Here is a 16,753-nt window from a genome sequence, read left to right on the forward strand (position 1 = left end):
TCGAGAGGAAGACCGTGAGCGAGCACCCCGAGCTGTCGGACCGACGGCTGGCCCGCACCCCGATCGCGATCGTCGGCATGTCGGGCCTGTTCCCGATGGCCCGCAACCACCGCGAGTACTGGCAGAACATCGTCGACGGCACCGACTGCACCACCGACGTGCCCGCGTCCCGCTGGAGCCTCGACGACTACTACGACGCCGACCCGTCCGCGCCGGACAAGACGTACTCGCGGCGCGGCGCGTTCCTGCCCGACGTCGACTTCGCACCCCTGGAGTTCGGGCTGCCGCCCAACCAGCTCGACGTGACCAGCACGATGCAGACGCTCAGCCTGGGCGTGGCGCGGGACCTGCTGCGCGACGCCGGCGCCGAGGGCGAGTGGTACGACCCGTCACGCACGGGCGTCGTGCTCGGCACCACCGGCCCGGTGCCGCTGATGCACCCGCTGGCCGCGCGGCTGTCCACCCCGGTGCTCAAGGAGGTCGTGCGCAGCTGCGGTCTGTCCGGTGAGGACGCCGACGCGATCGCGGACAAGTACGTGCAGGCGTTCGCGCCGTGGGAGGAGAACTCCTTCCCCGGGCTGCTCGCCAACGTCGTCGCCGGCCGGGTCGCCAACCGGCTCGGCCTGGGCGGCATGAACTGCACCGTCGACGCCGCCTGCGCGGCTTCGCTCTCGGCGCTGCGCACGGCCATCGCCGAGCTGGTCGACGGCCGCGCCGACACCATGATCACCGGTGGCGTGGACACCGAGAACACGATCTTCATCTACCTCTGCTTCTCCAAGGTCGGCGCGCTGTCCAAGAGCGGCACGATCCGGCCGTTCGACGACACCGCGGACGGCACCCTGCTCGGCGAGGGCATCGGCATGCTCGCCCTCCGGCGGCTGGCCGACGCCGAACGCGACGGCAACCGGATCTACGCGGTGATCCGCGGTCTCGGCTCGTCCAGCGACGGGCGCTCGAAGAGCATCTACGCGCCCCGCGCCGAAGGGCAGAAGGTCGCGCTGGAGCGGGCGTACACCGACGCCGAGGTCTCGCCGGCGTCGGTGGAGCTGTTCGAGGCGCACGCGACCGGCACCGCCGTCGGTGACCGGACCGAGCTGACCGCCCTGGGCGAGGTCGTGGGCGCCGAGTCCGGTGAGACGCGGTTCGCCGCGCTGGGCAGCGTGAAGTCGCAGATCGGGCACACCAAGGGCGCGGCGGGCACGGCGAGCCTGATGAAGCTCGCGCTCGGGCTGTACCACAAGGTGCTGCCGCCGACGATCAACGTCGACCGGCCGAACCGCGTGCTCGACGGTGACGTGCCGTTCTACGTCAACGTGAAGACCCGCCCGTGGATCCGCGACCCGCACCGCCCGGTCCGGCGGGCGGCGGCCTCGGCGATGGGCTTCGGCGGCACCAACTACCACGTGGTGCTGGAGGAGCACGACCCGGCGCGCGGGCCGGTGCTGCACCGCACGGCGACCGCGCACCTGTGGCACGCGCCGTCCCCAGTGGAGTTGCTCGAGCTGGTTCGTTCGGGTGCGCCCGGCGTGTCCGGCGAGATCCCGGCTTCGCACGCACGGGCCGGATTCGTCGCGGCGGACGACGTGTCGGCTGAGGAACTGCGGTCGTTGCTGGTGGCGCAGCTGGAGGCCGAGCCCGAAGCGGTGGAGTGGTCGCACCCGCGCGGGGTGTTCTTCCGGCGGCAGGCGGTGCCGGACCTGAAGATCGGCGCGCTGTTCGCCGGGCAGGGCAGCCAGTACCTGGAGATGGGCCTGGACGCGGCGCTGAACAACCCGATCGTCGGGGCCGCGCTGGACGAGGCCAACGCCGTGTTCGACGGTGACGACGTGCGCCTGGCGCAGGTGGTGTTCCCGCCGCCGGTGTTCGACGCCGAGGAGCGGCAGCGCCAAGAGGCGACGCTGCGGCGGACCGAGTACGCGCAGCCGGCGATCGGCGCGCTGTCGGCGGGTCAGTTCCGGTATCTGCGCGAGCTGGGGTTGCGCTGCGACGGGTTCCTGGGGCACAGCTTCGGTGAGCTGACCGCGCTGTGCGCAGCCGGGTCGCTGTCCGATGTGGACTTCTTCGCGCTGGCGAAGGCGCGCGGCGCGGCGATGGCGCCGGTGTCCGGCGACGCGGGCGCGATGGCCGCGGTCAGCGCCTCGCGCGCCGACGTCGCGGACCTGCTCGTCGACGACGTCGTGGTGTGCAACCACAACGCGCCGGACCAGGTCGTGGTCGGCGGTGCGTCGGACGCGGTCGCGCGGTTCGTGGACCTGTGTGGTGAGCGGGGTGTGTCGGCGAAGCTGCTGCCAGTGGCCGCGGCGTTCCACACCCGGTTCGTGGCCCACGCGGTGGACGCTTTCCGGCCCGCGGTGGAGGCGGTGACGGTGGGGTCGCCCGCCGCGCCGGTCTACGCGAACTCGCCCGGCGCTGCCTACGGTACGGATGTCGAGGCCAACCGGCGCACGCTGGTCGAGCAGCTGCTGCAGCCGGTCGAGTTCGTCGCCGCGCTGGAGGCGATGCGTGCCGACGGGTGCACCGTGTTCGTCGAGTTCGGGCCGAAGCAGGTGCTGACCGGGCTGGTGCGGCGCACCCTCGGCGACGAGGTGATCGCGATCCCGACCGACGGCGGCCCCCTCGGGGACGGTGACCTGGCGCTGAAGCAGGCCGCGGTCCGGCTGGCGGTGCTGGGCGCGCCGGTGTCGGACGTCAACCGCTTCGACGCGCCACCGCTGGAGGCGCCGGAGCCGGCCGGGATGACGGTGCGCCTGTCGGCACCGGAGTACGTGTCCGCCGAGCGGCGCGAGGCGTACGAGCGCGCCCTGTCCGACGGGTACCAGGTCGCGGTTGCCGCCGACGTGGCGCCGGTAAGTGTTCCGGAGCCGGCTTCCAGGGAGGCTGAACCCGCTTTCGCCCCGGTGCCGCCGGTGGCCGAGCCGGCGCGGGTGCATGAGGTGGGCGCGGCGCTGCAGCAGCACATCACGGTGCACGGGGAGTTCCTGGAGAGCCAGCTGCGGGTGGCCGAGCAGCTCGCGGCCTCGGCGCGGGACGGTCTCGATCCCGCCGTCGCGCAGGCCGTCGCCGGGCAGAGCATCGCGATCGGGCAGGCGCACACCCGGGCCAACGAGATCCTGGCCGCCCTCGCCGGCCTGGAGCCGGGTGCGGCGCCGGGCCCGTCCGGTGTGGACGCCGAACTGGCCGCGCTGATCGAAGCCACCCCGCCACCGGCCGTCGCGCCGCCCACTGCGATTCCCGGACCCACCCCGCACCCGCCCGCCGCGGCGCCCACTGTCCAGGCGATCCCCGCGGCAGCCCTGCCGGTGCCGAGCGAGCCCCCGGCACCGGCGATTCCTCCGGCCGCACCCTCGAACGGCGCGGCGCCCGGGCCGGATGTGCGGTCGGTGTTGCTGGAGGTGGTGGCCGAGAAGACGGGCTATCCGGTGGAGATGATCGACCCGGGTATGGACCTGGAGGCCGATCTGGGGGTGGACTCCATCAAGCGGGTTCAGGTGCTGGGTGCGGTGCAGGAGCGCATCCCGGGCCTGCCGGAGATCGGTCCGGAACAACTCGGTGAGTTGCGCACCCTGGACCAGATCGTCGCCTACCTCGATGGTGCTGCGCCGAGCACGGGTTCGGATGTGCGGTCGGTGTTGCTGGAGGTGGTGGCCGACAAGACGGGCTATCCGGTGGAGATGATCGACCCGGGTATGGACCTGGAGGCCGACCTGGGCGTGGACTCCATCAAGCGGGTTCAGGTCCTCGGCGCAGTCCAGGAGCGCATCCCCGGCTTGCCCGAAATCGGCCCGGAACAACTCGGTGAGTTGCGCACCCTGGACCAGATCGTCGCTTACCTCGACGGCGGTTCGCCGAGCACGGGTTCGGATGTGCGGTCGGTGTTGCTGGAGGTGGTGGCCGAGAAGACGGGGTATCCGGTGGAGATGATCGACCCGGGTATGGACCTGGAGGCCGATCTGGGGGTGGACTCCATCAAGCGGGTGCAGGTGCTGGGTGCGGTGCAGGAACGTATCCCCGGCTTGCCGGAGATCGGCCCGGAACAACTCGGCGAACTCCGCACCCTGGACCAGATCGTCGCGTACCTGGACGGTGATGCCGGCCCAAAAGCGCGTGACGCCGGGCCGATCGCGCTCCGGCACCGCGTCGGGCTCGTTCCCCTCCCGCCGGCCGACCGGCTCGCCGATGCCTTCCCCGGCACCAAAACCGCCACCGTGATCGAACTCGGCGAGGACGGCCACGACTACCGGCAGCGCCTCGCCGACCACGGCTGGACCGTCCACACCGAACCCACCCCCGGCGAACTGTGCCTCGTCCTCCTCGGCACCGGCGACGACTGGGACCGCAACACCGAAACCCTCACCCAGGCCCTGTTCACCGCCCAGCGCGCCCTGACCACCCTCCGCGGCGACCGCGCCGCGTTCGTCACCGTCACCCGGCTCGACGGCGCCCTCGGCCTCCAGGGCACCCGCGGCGTGGCCGAGAACCTCGTCGGCGGCGTCGGCGGCATCGTCAAAACCCTCGCCGCCGAGGCGCCACACCTGTTCTGCCGCGCCGTCGACATCGCCCCCGGCCACCCCGACCCCGCCGGAGCCCTCCTCGCCGAACTCGAGGACGCCGCCACCGACGTCCTCGAAGTCGGCATCGACGCCGACGGCCACCGCACCACCGTCGTCCCCAGCCGCCACCGGCCCACGAGTGACACCAGCGCGATCCACCCCCCGGACACCACCGCCCTCGACGACACCGACCTGCTCGTCGTCACCGGCGGCGCCCGCGGCGTCACCGCGCTCTGCGTCCGGGAACTCGCCCGGCACAGCCAAGCCCGCTTCCTCCTGCTCGGCCGCACCGAGCTCACCCCCGAACCGGAGTGGGCCGCCACCAGCGACCTCAAGACCGCGATCATCGAGCACCTGCGGGCCTCGGACACCAAACCCACCCCGCGCGAGGTCGACCGCATCCAGCGCGACCTGCTCGGGCAGCGGGAGATCCGGGACACCCTCGCCGCGCTCGGCGACCGCGCCCAGTACCTCGCCGTCGACGTCACCGACCCGGCCGCCGTCCGCGCGGCACTCGAACCGCACGACGTCACCGGTTTCGTGCACGGCGCCGGCGTCCTCGCCGACGCCCTCCTGCCCGACAAGACCCCCGAGCAGGTCGAGCGGGTCTTCCGCACCAAGCTCGCCGGTGCGAAGGCGGTCCTCGACGCCCTCGACGGGAAACCGCTGCGCCACCTGGTGTTCTTCACCTCGGTCGCCGGCCTGCACGGCAACGCCGGCCAGGCCGACTACGCCGCCGCCAACGAAGCCCTCTGCCGGATCGCGGTGGGCTGGCGGCACCGGCACCCGGCAACTCACGCGGTCGCGATCGACTGGGGCGCGTGGGACGGCGGCATGGTCACTCCCGAGCTGCGGGACCTCTTCGCCGCCCGCGGTGTCCCGCTGCTCGACCCGGACACCGGAGCCCGCGCCTTCGCCGAACAGTTCGCGCCCGCTCGCGAAGCCGACACGTGCGTCCTCATCGGCGCGGACGTCGCCCTCTCCGGCGGCCACGACGCGGCCAAACCGGCGTTCACGGCCCACCGCGACCTGGCCCGTCTCGCCGGCGACCCGGTCATCCGCGCCCACCGCATCGGCGCCGACCTGGTCCTGCCCGCCACCTACGGCCTCGGCTGGATGATCGCCGTCGTCGAACGCGCCCACCCGGGCCGCCGCGTCGTCGAGGTCCGCGACTACCAGGTCCACAAGGGCATCATCCTCGGCGGCGACCTCGGCGGCTTCCGGGTCGAGGCCGCGGCCGGCGCCACCCACGGCGAGCGCGTCACGGTGCGTGCCGCCGTCCGCTCCGGCGACCACACCTCGCACTACGCTGCCGAACTCGTCCTCGCCCCGGCCGCGTCCGAGGCGCCGGTGCTCCAACCCTGGCGCCTCGGCGAAGGCCCGGAAGACGCGCTCGCCCTCTACCGGGAGGCGACCCAGTTCCACGGCCCGCGCCTGCAGGGCATGCGCCGGATCCTGGAACGCGAGCAGGACCGCCTGGTCCTCGAGTGCCGCCTCGACGACACCGAGCCCGGCGCCTTCCACGGCCACCTGCACAGCCCGGTGCTCGCCGACGTGCTGCTGCAGGGCCCGCCCGTGCTCGGCAAGGACCTGCTCGGCCAGGCCTGCCTGCCGCTGGGCATCGGCCGCGCCGAGTACTTCGCCCCGCTGCCCGGTGGGGAGCCGTTCGTCCTGGTGCTCGACGACGTCCGGCCCGGGCCGAGCACCGTCACCGTGACCGCCACCGCCTGCGCCCCGGACGGCCGCGTCCTGCAGCGCTTCGCCGACGTGACCGTGGTGTCCACCCCGGACATGGCGGACAAGTTCGCAGAGTCCGTCCGCACCTGGATCGAGGAGACCTCGTGACCACCCTTGAGTTCGCGGGGGACCCGCTGCCCCTGCTGCCCACCGCACCCGCGCCGCGCCCCGAACCCGCGGCCGCCACCCCCGGGGCAAGCCTGCGCGATACCGTCGCCCAGGCGCACGTCAGCGCGCTGCGCGCCCAGGCCGCGTTGCAGGCGCTGATGCTGCGCACCCGCACCGCGACCGCGCCGCGGTCCACCACACCGGCGGTCGCCGAGGAGGGCGCGTTCAAACCGCTCGCCCACACCCCGGTCACGACCCTCACCGCGGCCCAGTTGGTCCGTCTGGTGGCGGGCGATATCGCCGGTGTGTTCGGGCCGGCCTACGACCAGGGCGAGGCCAACCCCGACCTGCGGCTGGCCGCCGGGAAGCCCCTGGTCCTGACTGGCGTCGACCACCTCACCCGCACCGGGCTGACCGCCACCTGCGACACCGCCGACCTCGTCGAGGCGGCCGTGCAGGCGGCCCAGGTGCTCGCGCTACGGCTCGGGCTGCACCTCTGCCTGCCGGACGCGACCTTCGTCCAGCAGCACTCCGGTCACGCCGAGGGCGTCGCGGGTGGCGGGCTCGAGCTGACGGTCGTTTCCGCCGGTCTCGTGCCCCGCCCGCACGTCAAGGTCGAGGCGGCCTTCCGCGGCGGCGGGCGCGTCAGCGACCTCGTCGTCGCGGTCCACGAGAAGCCCGGCACCCCGATCGGGCCCGAGCGCGGCGGCACCGTCCCGGTCTGGCTGGGCCGCCAGGGCGCCACCGGCGAACGCGCGATGCTCAGCGAGTTCCACCTGGCCCACCTCGCCCACGGCGACCAGGGCATCGCCTTCGGCCCCGAGTTCGCGCACTACACCGGGACCAAGGCCACCCGGCTGCCCAACGGCGGGCTCCTGCTCGTCGACCGCGTCCTGCACCTGCGTGGACGGCGCGGCGAGCTGGAGGGCGCCACCTACGAGACCGAGTACGACTCGCCCGCGGACTCCTGGTACTACGGCGACACCGCGAACGAGTCGATGCCCAACTTCGTCTACATGGAGACGTCGCTGCAGGCGGCCCTGCTCATGGGCTACTACCTGGGCCCCACACTGTCCACCCCGGACGCGACGATGAGCCTGCGCAACCTCGGCGGCACGGCCACCGTGCTGCGCGAGGTGGACCTGCGCGGCAAGACGATCCGGCAGCGCTCGGAACTGGTGTCCACCACCATCCTGCCCGGCTCGTCGCTGCAGAGCTTCCGCTACGTGCTCTCCTGCGACGGCGAACCGTTCTACCAGGGCGAGACGCTGTTCGGGTACTTCAGCGACGAGGCGCTGGCCAACCAGACCGGCCTGGACGCCGGCCGCTCGGTGCCGACCTGGCTCGCGGAGAACCCGGCGCCGGTGCGGCGCCTGGACATCGCCGCGCGCCGGGCCGATCCGGGCGCGCGGCTGGTCGCGCGGAACAAGCTCGCGCTGCTGGACCACGTCGACGTGGTCGACGGCGGCGGCCGCCACGCGCAGGGCTACCTGCACTCGGTGCGCCGCATCGACCCGGACGAGTGGTTCTTCGCCCGGCACTTCCACCTCGACCCGGTGATCCCCGGATCCCTCGGTGTCGAGTCGGTGATCCATGCCCTCCAGGAATGGCTGCTGGACTCCGGCCTGGTCGGCGACCTGCGCGACCCCGGGTTCATCGTCCCGGTGGGTGCGGAGTTCACCTGGAAGTACCGCGGCCAGTTCCTGCCCACCGACGGCGAGACCCGCCTGGAGGCCCACATCAAGGACGTCCGGCGCGGTCCCGGCCGGGTCCGGGTGACGGCCGACGCGAGCCTGTGGAAACCGGGCCTGCGCATCTACGAACTGACCGACCTGGCCGTCGAGCTGCGGGAGCGGGGTGCCCAGCCGTGGTGACCGCGACCGCCGACCTCGCCCGCGACGAGGACGCCATCCACCGCACGCTGCTCGACCTCGGCCGCCCGGTGTTCGTCGTCCGGGACAGCCAGGGCATCGCCCTGACCACCGACGACACCGCCGCGCGCGCCGCCCAGGTGCTGGCCGTCGTGCCCGCCCTGCGGCCGGAATCGCTCGGTGACGCCGCCTTCCGCACCGCACACGGCGTCACCCACGCCTACCACGCCGGGGCGATGGCCAACGGGATCGCCTCCGCGGCGCTGGTCACCGCCCTGGCCAACGCCGGGTTCCTCGCCTCCTACGGCGCGGCCGGGGTCGTCCCGGCCAAAGTGGACGCGGCGCTGACGCACATCCGCGCGAACGCCCCTGGCAAACCGTTCGCCTGCAACGTGATCCACAGCCCCAGCGAGCCCGCGCTGGAGCGGGCCACGGTCGATGCCTGTCTGCGGCACGGCGTGACCTGCGTGGAGGCCTCGGCGTTCCTCGACCTCACCCGCGAGATCGTGCGCTACCGCCTGACCGGGCTCACTGCGGACGGCCGGGCCCGCCACCGGATCATCGCGAAGGTCTCCCGCGCCGAGGTCGCCGAACGCTTCCTCCGTCCCGCGCCGGAACCGCTCGTGCGGGCCCTGCTCGACGCCGGTCAGATCACCGCGGAACAGGCGAGCGCGGCCCGGCGGGTGCCGGTCGCCGACGACATCACCGCCGAGGCCGACTCCGGCGGGCACACCGACCGCCGCCCGCTCACCGTGCTGCTGCCCGAGCTGATCGCCCTGCGCGACCGCGTCCAGCGCGAGCTGGGCTACACCACCCCGGTGCGGGTCGGCGCGGCCGGCGGCATCGGCACCCCCGCCGCGGCGGCGGCCGCGTTCGCCCTCGGCGCCGCCTACATCGTCACCGGCTCGATCAACCAGGCCTCCGTCGAGGCCGACCAGTCGGAGACCACCAAGCGGCTGCTCGCCGCCGCGGGCGTGGCCGACTGCGAGATGGCGCCCTCGGCCGACATGTTCGAGATGGGCGTCGACGTGCAGGTCCTCAAGCGCGGCACCATGTTCCCGGGCCGCGCCAAGAAGCTCTACGAGATCTACCGCACCTTCGACGGCATCGAGAGCCTGCCCGCCGCCGTTCGCGCCGAACTGGAGGAGCGGATCATCCGGCGCCCGCTGGAGGACGTGTGGGGCGACTGCGTCCGGTTCTTCACCGAGCGGGACCCCGGCCAGATCGCCCGTGCCGAGGGCAACCCGAAACGCCGGATGGCGCTGATCTTCCGCTGGTACCTCGGCCTGTCCTCGGGCTGGAGCATCTCCGGCGCACCCGACCGGACCGCCGACTACCAGATCTGGTGCGGGCCCGCGATGGGCGCCTTCAACGACTGGGTCGCCGGCACCTACCTCGCCGCCCCGGCCCACCGGCACGCCGCCGAACTCGCCACCCAACTGATGCGCGGCGCCGCGTTCGCCGCGCGCGTCCACCAGCTGCGGCTGGCCGGCGTCCGCCTGCCCGCCGCCAGCGCGACCTACGTGCCCACCCCTGGGAGGCAATCGTGACCGCCACACTGCCCGAGACCGGCGCCTGGCTGCTCTGCGGCGGCTGCCGGCGAATGCTCTACGGCAAGCGGTTCGCCCGCGCCGGCCGGGTCTGCCCCGAGTGCGGGTGGCACGCACCGCTGACCGCGCCGCAGCGGATCGAATCCCTGCTCGACCCGGACTCGGTGCGGCTGCTGGAGATCGCGGCCGCCGACACCGACCCGCTGTCCTTCATCGACACCCGGCCCTACACCGAACGCCTTGCCGGCAACCGCGAGCGCACCGGCCTGCCCGAAGCGGTGGTGTGCGCGCGGGGCCGCATCGAGGGCAACCCGGTCGTGGTCGCCGCCATGGACTTCCGGTTCCTCGGCGGCAGCCTCGGCTCCACCGTCGGCGAAGCCGTGACCCGGGCGGCCGAGATCGCCCTCGCCGAACGCACCCCGCTGCTGCTGGTCACCGCCTCCGGCGGGGCCCGCATGCAGGAAGGCGTGATCTCGCTGATGCAGATGGCCAAGACCAGCCAGGCCCTGGGCCAGCTCGACGAGGCCGGCATCCTCACCGTCTCCCTGATCACCGACCCGACCTTCGGTGGTGTCGCGGCGTCGTTCGCCACCTCGACCGACATCATCATCGCCGAACCCGGCGCGCGCCTGGGGTTCGCGGGCCCGCGGGTCATCGAGCAGACCATCAAGCAGACCCTGCCACCCGGGTTCCAGACCGCCGAGTTCCTGCTCGACCACGGAGTCGTGGACAGCATCTGCCCGCGCGCGGAGCTGCGCACCCGGCTGGGCAAGCTGCTGTCGGTGGCCAGCCGCCGCCCCGACGACGTGCCCCACCAGCTCACCGCCGACTCCGCGCTGATCACCGACCCGGCCGCGTTGCCCGAGCGCGACCCGTGGGACTGCGTCCGCGCCGCCCGCCGCCTCACCCGGCCCTCCACACTGGACTGGCTGGCGCTGCTGGTGGAGGACTTCACCGAGCTGCACGGCGACCGGGCGGCCGCGGACTGCCCCGCGCTCATCGCCGGGCTGGGCCGGTTCGAAGGCGTCCCGGTCGCGGTCATCGGCACCCAGAAGGGGCACACCGCGGACGAGCTCGCGGACCGCAACTACGGCATGCCCAGCCCGTCGGGCTACCGCAAGGCGGCGCGGATCATGCGGCTGGCGGCCAAGCTTGGCCTGCCGGTGGTCACGCTCATCGACACCGCCGGCGCGTACCCGGGCATCGAAGCCGAGCAGCGCGGCCAATCGGTCGCCATCGCCGAAAACCTCAAGCTGATGGCCGGGCTGCCGGTGCCCGTCGTCGCCGTCGTCACCGGCGAGGGCGGCAGCGGGGGAGCGCTCGCGCTGGCCTTCGCCGACCGGGTGCTCATGTGCGCGAACGCCGTCTACTCGGTGATCAGCGCCGAGGGCTGCGCGGCGATCCTGTGGAAGGACCCGGCCGCGGCTCCGCGGGCGGCGGCCGCGCTGCGCGTGGACGCCCGCTCCCAGCTCGCGCTCGGCGTGATCGACGGCGTGGTGCCCGAGCCCGTCGACGACTCCGACCACCTCGCCTTCGCCGGTGCCCTGCGGGCCGCGCTGGCGAGCACGCTCGCCGACCTGCTGCCGCTGGACCAGATGAACCTCGTCACCGCCCGGCGGGCCCGGTTCCGCCGGTTCGGCACCGAATCCGCGGTGCTGCTCGACGCAGAGAAGGAGAACGCCCGATGAGCGCCAACGGGTCCCACGACGTCGACCGCGTGGTCACGGTGCTGCGGGAACAGGTCCTCGCGCTGTGCGCGCAGGCCTCCCGCGCGCCGGTGTCGGTGCGGGTGAGCGCCCACGACGTCGCCGTCGAGGTGGCGTGGGCCGAGAACGGCACGCCCGTCGCGGCGCCCGCGCCCGCTGAGCCCGCCGTGGCGCCCGTCGCGGTCGTCGAGCCCGCCCCGGCGGGGAACACCTTCACCCTCGACGCCGGGACCGTCGGCGTGTTCTACCGCGCGCCCGAACCCGGCGCGAAGCCGTTCACCGACATCGGCGAGACCGTCAAACCGGGCCAGCAGGTCGCGATCCTCGAGGCGATGAAGCTGATGATCCCGGTCGAGGCCGCGCGCGGCGGGCGGGTCGTCGAGGTGCTGGTCGAGGACGGCACCCCGGTCGAGCACGGCCAGCCGCTGTTCGTCCTGGAGCCGGACGCGTGATCGGCACGGTGCTGGTCGCCAACCGGGGCGAGATCGCGGTGCGGGTCGTGCGGACCTGCTGGGAGCTGGGCATCCGGTCGGTTGTGGCCCACTCCAGTGCGGACCGGGAGTCGGCCGCGGTGCGGCTGGCCGACGAGGCGATCCAGATCGGACCCGGTCCGGCGAAGGAGAGCTACCTCAACATCCCCGCGGTGATCGAGGCCGCCCGCGCCAAGGGGGCCGACGCCATCCACCCCGGCTACGGCTTCCTGTCGGAGAACCCGGACTTCGCCGAGGTGTGCGAGGCCGAGGGCATCACGTTCATCGGCCCGCCCGCCGGGGTCATGGCGCGGCTGGGGGACAAGTCCACCGCCCGCGCGATGATGGCCGAGGCCGGCCTGCCGTTGCTGCCGGGCAGCCGCGAACCCCTTTCCGGGGTGGCGGAGGCGGCCGCGCTCGCGGACGAGATCGGGTACCCGGTGATCATCAAGGCGGTCGCCGGCGGCGGTGGGCGCGGCATGGCGGTGGTCCGCTCGGCCGGCGAGTTCGCCGAGGCGTGGGCGCGCACCCGCGCGAGCGCCCAGGCGGTGTTCGGCGACGGGCGGCTCTACGTGGAGCGCTACCTCGACAGCGCGCGGCACGTGGAAATCCAGGTGCTCGCCGACACCCACGGCGGCGTGGTGCACCTGGGTGCGCGGGACTGCTCGCTGCAGCGACGGCACCAGAAGCTCGTCGAGGAGTCCCCGGCGCCGCGGCTGTCCCCGGACGTCGTGGTGGCGATGGGCGAGGCGGCGGTGCAGGGCGCCCGGGCCGCCGGGTACGTCGGCGCGGGCACCTTCGAGTTCCTGGTCGACACCGACGAGCGGTTCTACTTCATGGAGGTCAACTGCCGCCTGCAGGTCGAGCACCCCGTGACGGAGCTGGTCACCGGCCTGGACCTGGTGCGCGAGCAGATCCGGGTCGCCGCGGGCGAACCGCTCGGCTACACCCGGGTCGAGCAGCGTGGCGCGGCGATCGAATGCCGGATCAACGCCGAGGACCCGTCGCGGGACTTCGCGCCCGCACCGGGGCTGCTGGCCGAATGCGAGCTGCCCGCCGGGCCGTTCACCCGCGTCGACACGCACGCCTTCCGCGGCTACCGGGTCCCGCCGCTGTACGACTCGCTGCTGGCGAAGCTCATCGTGTGGGCCCCCGACCGGGACGCCGCGATCGCCCGCATGCGCCGCGCGCTGGCCGAGGTGCGGCTGTCCGGGCCCGGCGTGGCGACGACGACGGAATTCCTCTCCGGCGTGCTCGACCACCCCCGGTTCCGGTCGGCCACCCACGACACGCGGTTCATTGAATCGGTCGTTCCGGAGACGTTCACCCGCGCTACGGCCTGAGGACCGCTGCCCGTCGCGTGGCGCGGCTGGACTGCCTGGCGTGCTCGCGTTGAAGATCAAGGCCGTCGCCGGCCTGGCGCTCGTCGCCGCGACCCTGCCCGCCCCGGCTTCGGCCGCTTCCGAACCCGGCTGGGGCGGTGACGGTCTGCGGTGGACGACCACCGTGGTCGCGCCCGGCGTGGAGGTGCGGTCGGGTGTCCTCGAGCGGCCGACCGCGCCGTACTGGACCGTGACCGTCGCCGCGCCCGCGACCAACGTGCTCACCGGCGCGGCCACGGTCGCCGACCTCGGCACCGCCGAGTGGGCGGCGTCGACCGCGGAGCGGCTCGCGGCGGCGGGATACCCGGCGCGGCAGGAGGTCGTGCGCTGGCCGTCCTATGCGGACACGCCCGGCGGGGTCGAGGGTGTCCGGGTGCGGACGGGTCGTTACGGGACGCAGGCCGAGGCGGCGGCTGTGGTGTCGGCGTTGCGGGCCGCCGGTTTCCCGACCGCGACGGCCGCGTGGACCGGTTACGACGTGGACCAGGCGCCGGACGCCGAGCGCGTGCACGTCGCCGTCATCGACCCGCGCGCGTTCCGCGGCACGGTCGAGGCTTCACACGGCGAGACGATCGCGGCACGAGAGAAGACCTCGGCACTGGCGTCGAAACTGGGTGCGCTGGTGGCGGTCAACGGCGGGTTCTTCATCACCTCCGACAACGACGGCTACCAGGGCGCACCGGCCGGGCTGGCGGCCTACGACGGGCGGCTGGAGTCGCTGTCGGCCGGGAGCCGGGCGGCGCTGGTGCTGGGCCCGGGGCCGGCGCACATCGCGAACCTGACCTCGACGGTGACGGTTCGCGCCGGGTCCGCGGCGCACGCGGTGGAGGGGATCAACCGCAAGCCCGGGGTGCTGCGCAACTGCGGTCGTCCGAACGCCGTGCCGACCACCGCGCCGCGCCAGGACTTCACCTGCACCAGCAGTGACGAGCTGGTGCTGTTCACCGACGCGTTCGGCGCCGCGCTGCCCACGGGGCCGGGCACCCAGGTCGTGCTGGACGCCAACGGCGCGGTGGTGTCGGCGGGCCCGCGCGGTGGGGTGCTGCAGCCCGGCCAGACGGCGGTGCAGGGAATCGGGGCGGCGGCTTCCTGGCTCGCGGCACACGCCGGTTCGCGGCTCGTGGTGGATTCGCGGGTGCGGGAGGCGTCGGGCTCCCCGACGGTGACCCCGCGCTCGGTGGTGAGCGCAGCACCGTTGTTGCTGCGCGACGGCCGGCTGGCGGTCGACGCGGCGACCGAGGGTGTGGTGGACCCGCGGGACCTGTCGTTCGGTTACGCGTGGTCCCAGCAGCGCCAGCCGAGGACCATGGCGGGGATCGACGCGCGCGGCCGACTGCTGCTGGTCACGGTCGACGGCCGGCAGCCCGGCGTGAGCGAGGGCCTGACACTCGTGGAAGGCGCCCGCCTGATGCGCGCACTCGGCGCGGTCGAGGCGATGAACCTCGACGGAGGCGGCTCCAGCGCGATGGTCGTCTCCGGCGCGGTGGTGAACAAGCCCTCGGACGCAACGGGGGAACGCGCCGTGGGCGACGTGGTGGCGGTACTGCCCCGGCGGTGAGCCGGTCCAGCGGAACCCGGCCGTTCGATGCGGGCCGCACCGTTCCGACGGCACCTACTTCAACCCGCTGCGGACGAAGGCGTTCACGATGTGCCGCTGCAGTACCAGGTAGATCGCGAACACCGGCAGGCACGCCAGCCCCGCGACGGCCATCAGCGGGCCCCAGTCGTTGCCCTCCGTGCCCATGAAACTGCGCAACCCCAGCTGCACCATCGCGTTGTTGCGCTGCAGCACCATCGCCGGCCAGAAGTACTCGTTCCAGGCGTTGACGAACAGCAGGATCGTCAGCGCGGCCAGCGCGGGCCGCAGGTTCGGCACCACCACCGTCCACAGTGTCGTCCACGACGAGCGGCCGTCCATGCGCGCCGCCTCGAGCAGTTCCTTCGGGAAGCCGTCCAGGTGCTGCCGCAGCATCAGCACGCCCAGCGCCGAGCACAGGTTCGGCACCACCACCCCGGCCAGGGTGTTGAGCAGCCCGAGCTGGAACAGCAGCACGTAGTTGGGCAGCATCGTCACCTGGAACGGCACCAGCCACGTCCCGACGAACGCCAGGTACAGCAGCCGCTGGAACCGGAACCGCCACGCGGCGAACGCGTACGCGGCCAGCAGCCCGGTCAGCAGCTGCCCCAGTGCGGTCAGCAGCGCCACCACCGTGGTGTTCGCCAGCAGCCGCACGACGTCGACCTTGCTCGCCGCGTCCGCGTAGTTCTCCAGCGACAACGGCCACGGCAGCAGCGACAACGACAGCACGTCGTCGGGCTGCCGCAGCGACGTCGCGTACAGCCAGTAGATCGGGAACACGCACAGCACGCCGAGGACCACCAGGACGGCGTGCCCCCGGATCGTGCGCCAGCGGGAGTCCACAGTGCACTCCTCAGTCGTCGTGGAAGGTCAGGCGTTCGGACAGCCACACGAGCCCGGCCGCCACCAGGCCGAACCCGATGAACAACAACATCCCGGCCGCCGCGCCCAGCCCCGCGTCGTAGCTGTGGAAGCTGTAGTCCCACAGCAGGTAGTAGACGTTCGTGGTGGCGTCCGCCGGGCCGCCCTGGGTGAGCGTGTCGATCAGCGGGAACGTCCACTGCGCCGACAGCAGCACCGTCATCAGCGTCAGGAACACCAGCGTCGGCGACAGCAGCGGCAGCGTGATCCACCGCGTCACCTGCCCGCGGGTCGCGCCGTCCAGCTGGGCGGCGTCGGAGTAGTCGGAGTTGATCCCGGCCAGGCCGGCGGTCACCACGAGCACCGCGAACCCGAGCAGGTGCCACCCGGTGATCCCGATGACCGCCAGCTGCGCCGACCCGCTCTCGTGCAGCCAGTTGAGGTCCGTGCCCAGCACCCGGTTCACCGCCCCGGCGCCCGGGTCGAGCATCCACTGCCACACCGCGGCGCTGGCCACCGGCGCGACCAGCATCGGCGCGAACACCAGCGCCTGGTACACCACCCGGGCGCGGCCCCGCACCCGCCGGGTCAGCAGCGCCGCCACCACCGGGACCACCACGGTGAACGGCAGCAGCCCGGCGATCACCACCAGCGTGCGCAGCACCGCCTGGCCCAGCTCAGGCAGGTCGATCAGCCGTTCGTAGTTGGCCAGGCCCACCGGCACCATCGGCTGGGTCGGCAGCAGGTTCCACGAGAAGAACGACAGCTGCGCGGTCTGCACCAGCGGCCGGTAGGTCCAGATCACCAGCAGGGCCAGCGCCGGCGCGAGGTAGAGGTACGGCGGGGCCGCGCGCAGCACCCGCCGTACCAGCGCCGGCCGCTCGGCTACCGGCACCGCGATCGGCGCCGGAAGGGCGACTTCGACGAACATCGCGC

9 protein-coding genes are annotated in these 16,753 nt (G+C 73.4%); 7 read left to right on the forward strand and 2 right to left on the reverse strand.

Annotated elements, in window-relative coordinates:
* Window positions 1-14: 14 nt before the first annotated feature.
* From IE290_RS38155 to IE290_RS03505, 7 genes are read left to right on the forward strand one after another with little or no spacing between them, the layout of a single operon-like run.
* Window positions 15-6,398: a type I polyketide synthase gene (locus IE290_RS38155; RefSeq protein WP_268246303.1), complete on the forward strand. Its 6,384-nt coding sequence runs from the start codon at window positions 15-17 to the stop codon at window positions 6,396-6,398.
* The gene (locus IE290_RS37635; protein ID WP_229874097.1) at window positions 6,395-8,272 is read left to right on the forward strand and encodes a hotdog family protein; all 1,878 of its coding nucleotides are present in this window, start codon (window positions 6,395-6,397) and stop codon (window positions 8,270-8,272) included. Before IE290_RS38155 ends, IE290_RS37635 begins: the two co-directional genes overlap by 4 nt.
* The gene (locus IE290_RS03485) at window positions 8,266-9,819 is read left to right on the forward strand and encodes a PfaD family polyunsaturated fatty acid/polyketide biosynthesis protein (protein ID WP_229874099.1); all 1,554 of its coding nucleotides are present in this window, start codon (window positions 8,266-8,268) and stop codon (window positions 9,817-9,819) included. The genes IE290_RS37635 and IE290_RS03485 overlap by 7 nt, the downstream gene beginning before the upstream one ends.
* Window positions 9,813-11,507 carry an acetyl-CoA carboxylase, carboxyltransferase subunit beta gene (accD, locus tag IE290_RS03490; protein ID WP_373300412.1) on the forward strand — a complete coding sequence of 565 codons (1,695 nt, stop codon included), beginning with the start codon at window positions 9,813-9,815 and terminating at the stop codon, window positions 11,505-11,507. Before IE290_RS03485 ends, accD begins: the two co-directional genes overlap by 7 nt.
* A complete protein-coding gene (locus IE290_RS03495) occupies window positions 11,504-11,977 on the forward strand; it encodes an acetyl-CoA carboxylase biotin carboxyl carrier protein (protein ID WP_191243023.1) in 474 nt (157 codons plus the stop codon). Before accD ends, IE290_RS03495 begins: the two co-directional genes overlap by 4 nt.
* A complete protein-coding gene (locus IE290_RS03500; RefSeq protein ID WP_191243024.1) occupies window positions 11,974-13,338 on the forward strand; it encodes an acetyl-CoA carboxylase biotin carboxylase subunit in 1,365 nt (454 codons plus the stop codon). The genes IE290_RS03495 and IE290_RS03500 overlap by 4 nt, the downstream gene beginning before the upstream one ends.
* A 40-nt stretch (window positions 13,339-13,378) precedes the next feature.
* Complete coding sequence (locus IE290_RS03505; protein WP_191243025.1) at window positions 13,379-14,935, forward strand: phosphodiester glycosidase family protein; 1,557 nt, start codon at window positions 13,379-13,381, stop codon at window positions 14,933-14,935.
* A 54-nt stretch (window positions 14,936-14,989) separates the two neighbouring features.
* Here IE290_RS03505 and IE290_RS03510 read toward each other — a convergent pair whose 3' ends face one another.
* A complete protein-coding gene (locus tag IE290_RS03510) occupies window positions 14,990-15,799 on the reverse strand; it encodes a carbohydrate ABC transporter permease (RefSeq protein WP_191243026.1) in 810 nt (269 codons plus the stop codon).
* Between the two features lie 10 nt (window positions 15,800-15,809).
* Window positions 15,810-16,748 carry a carbohydrate ABC transporter permease gene (locus IE290_RS03515; RefSeq protein WP_191243027.1) on the reverse strand — a complete coding sequence of 313 codons (939 nt, stop codon included), beginning with the start codon at window positions 16,746-16,748 and terminating at the stop codon, window positions 15,810-15,812.
* Between the last annotated feature and the right edge of the window lie 5 nt (window positions 16,749-16,753).

It is taken from the genome of Amycolatopsis deserti, assembly GCF_014653945.1.
GTDB lineage: Bacteria > Actinomycetota > Actinomycetes > Mycobacteriales > Pseudonocardiaceae > Amycolatopsis_E > Amycolatopsis_E deserti.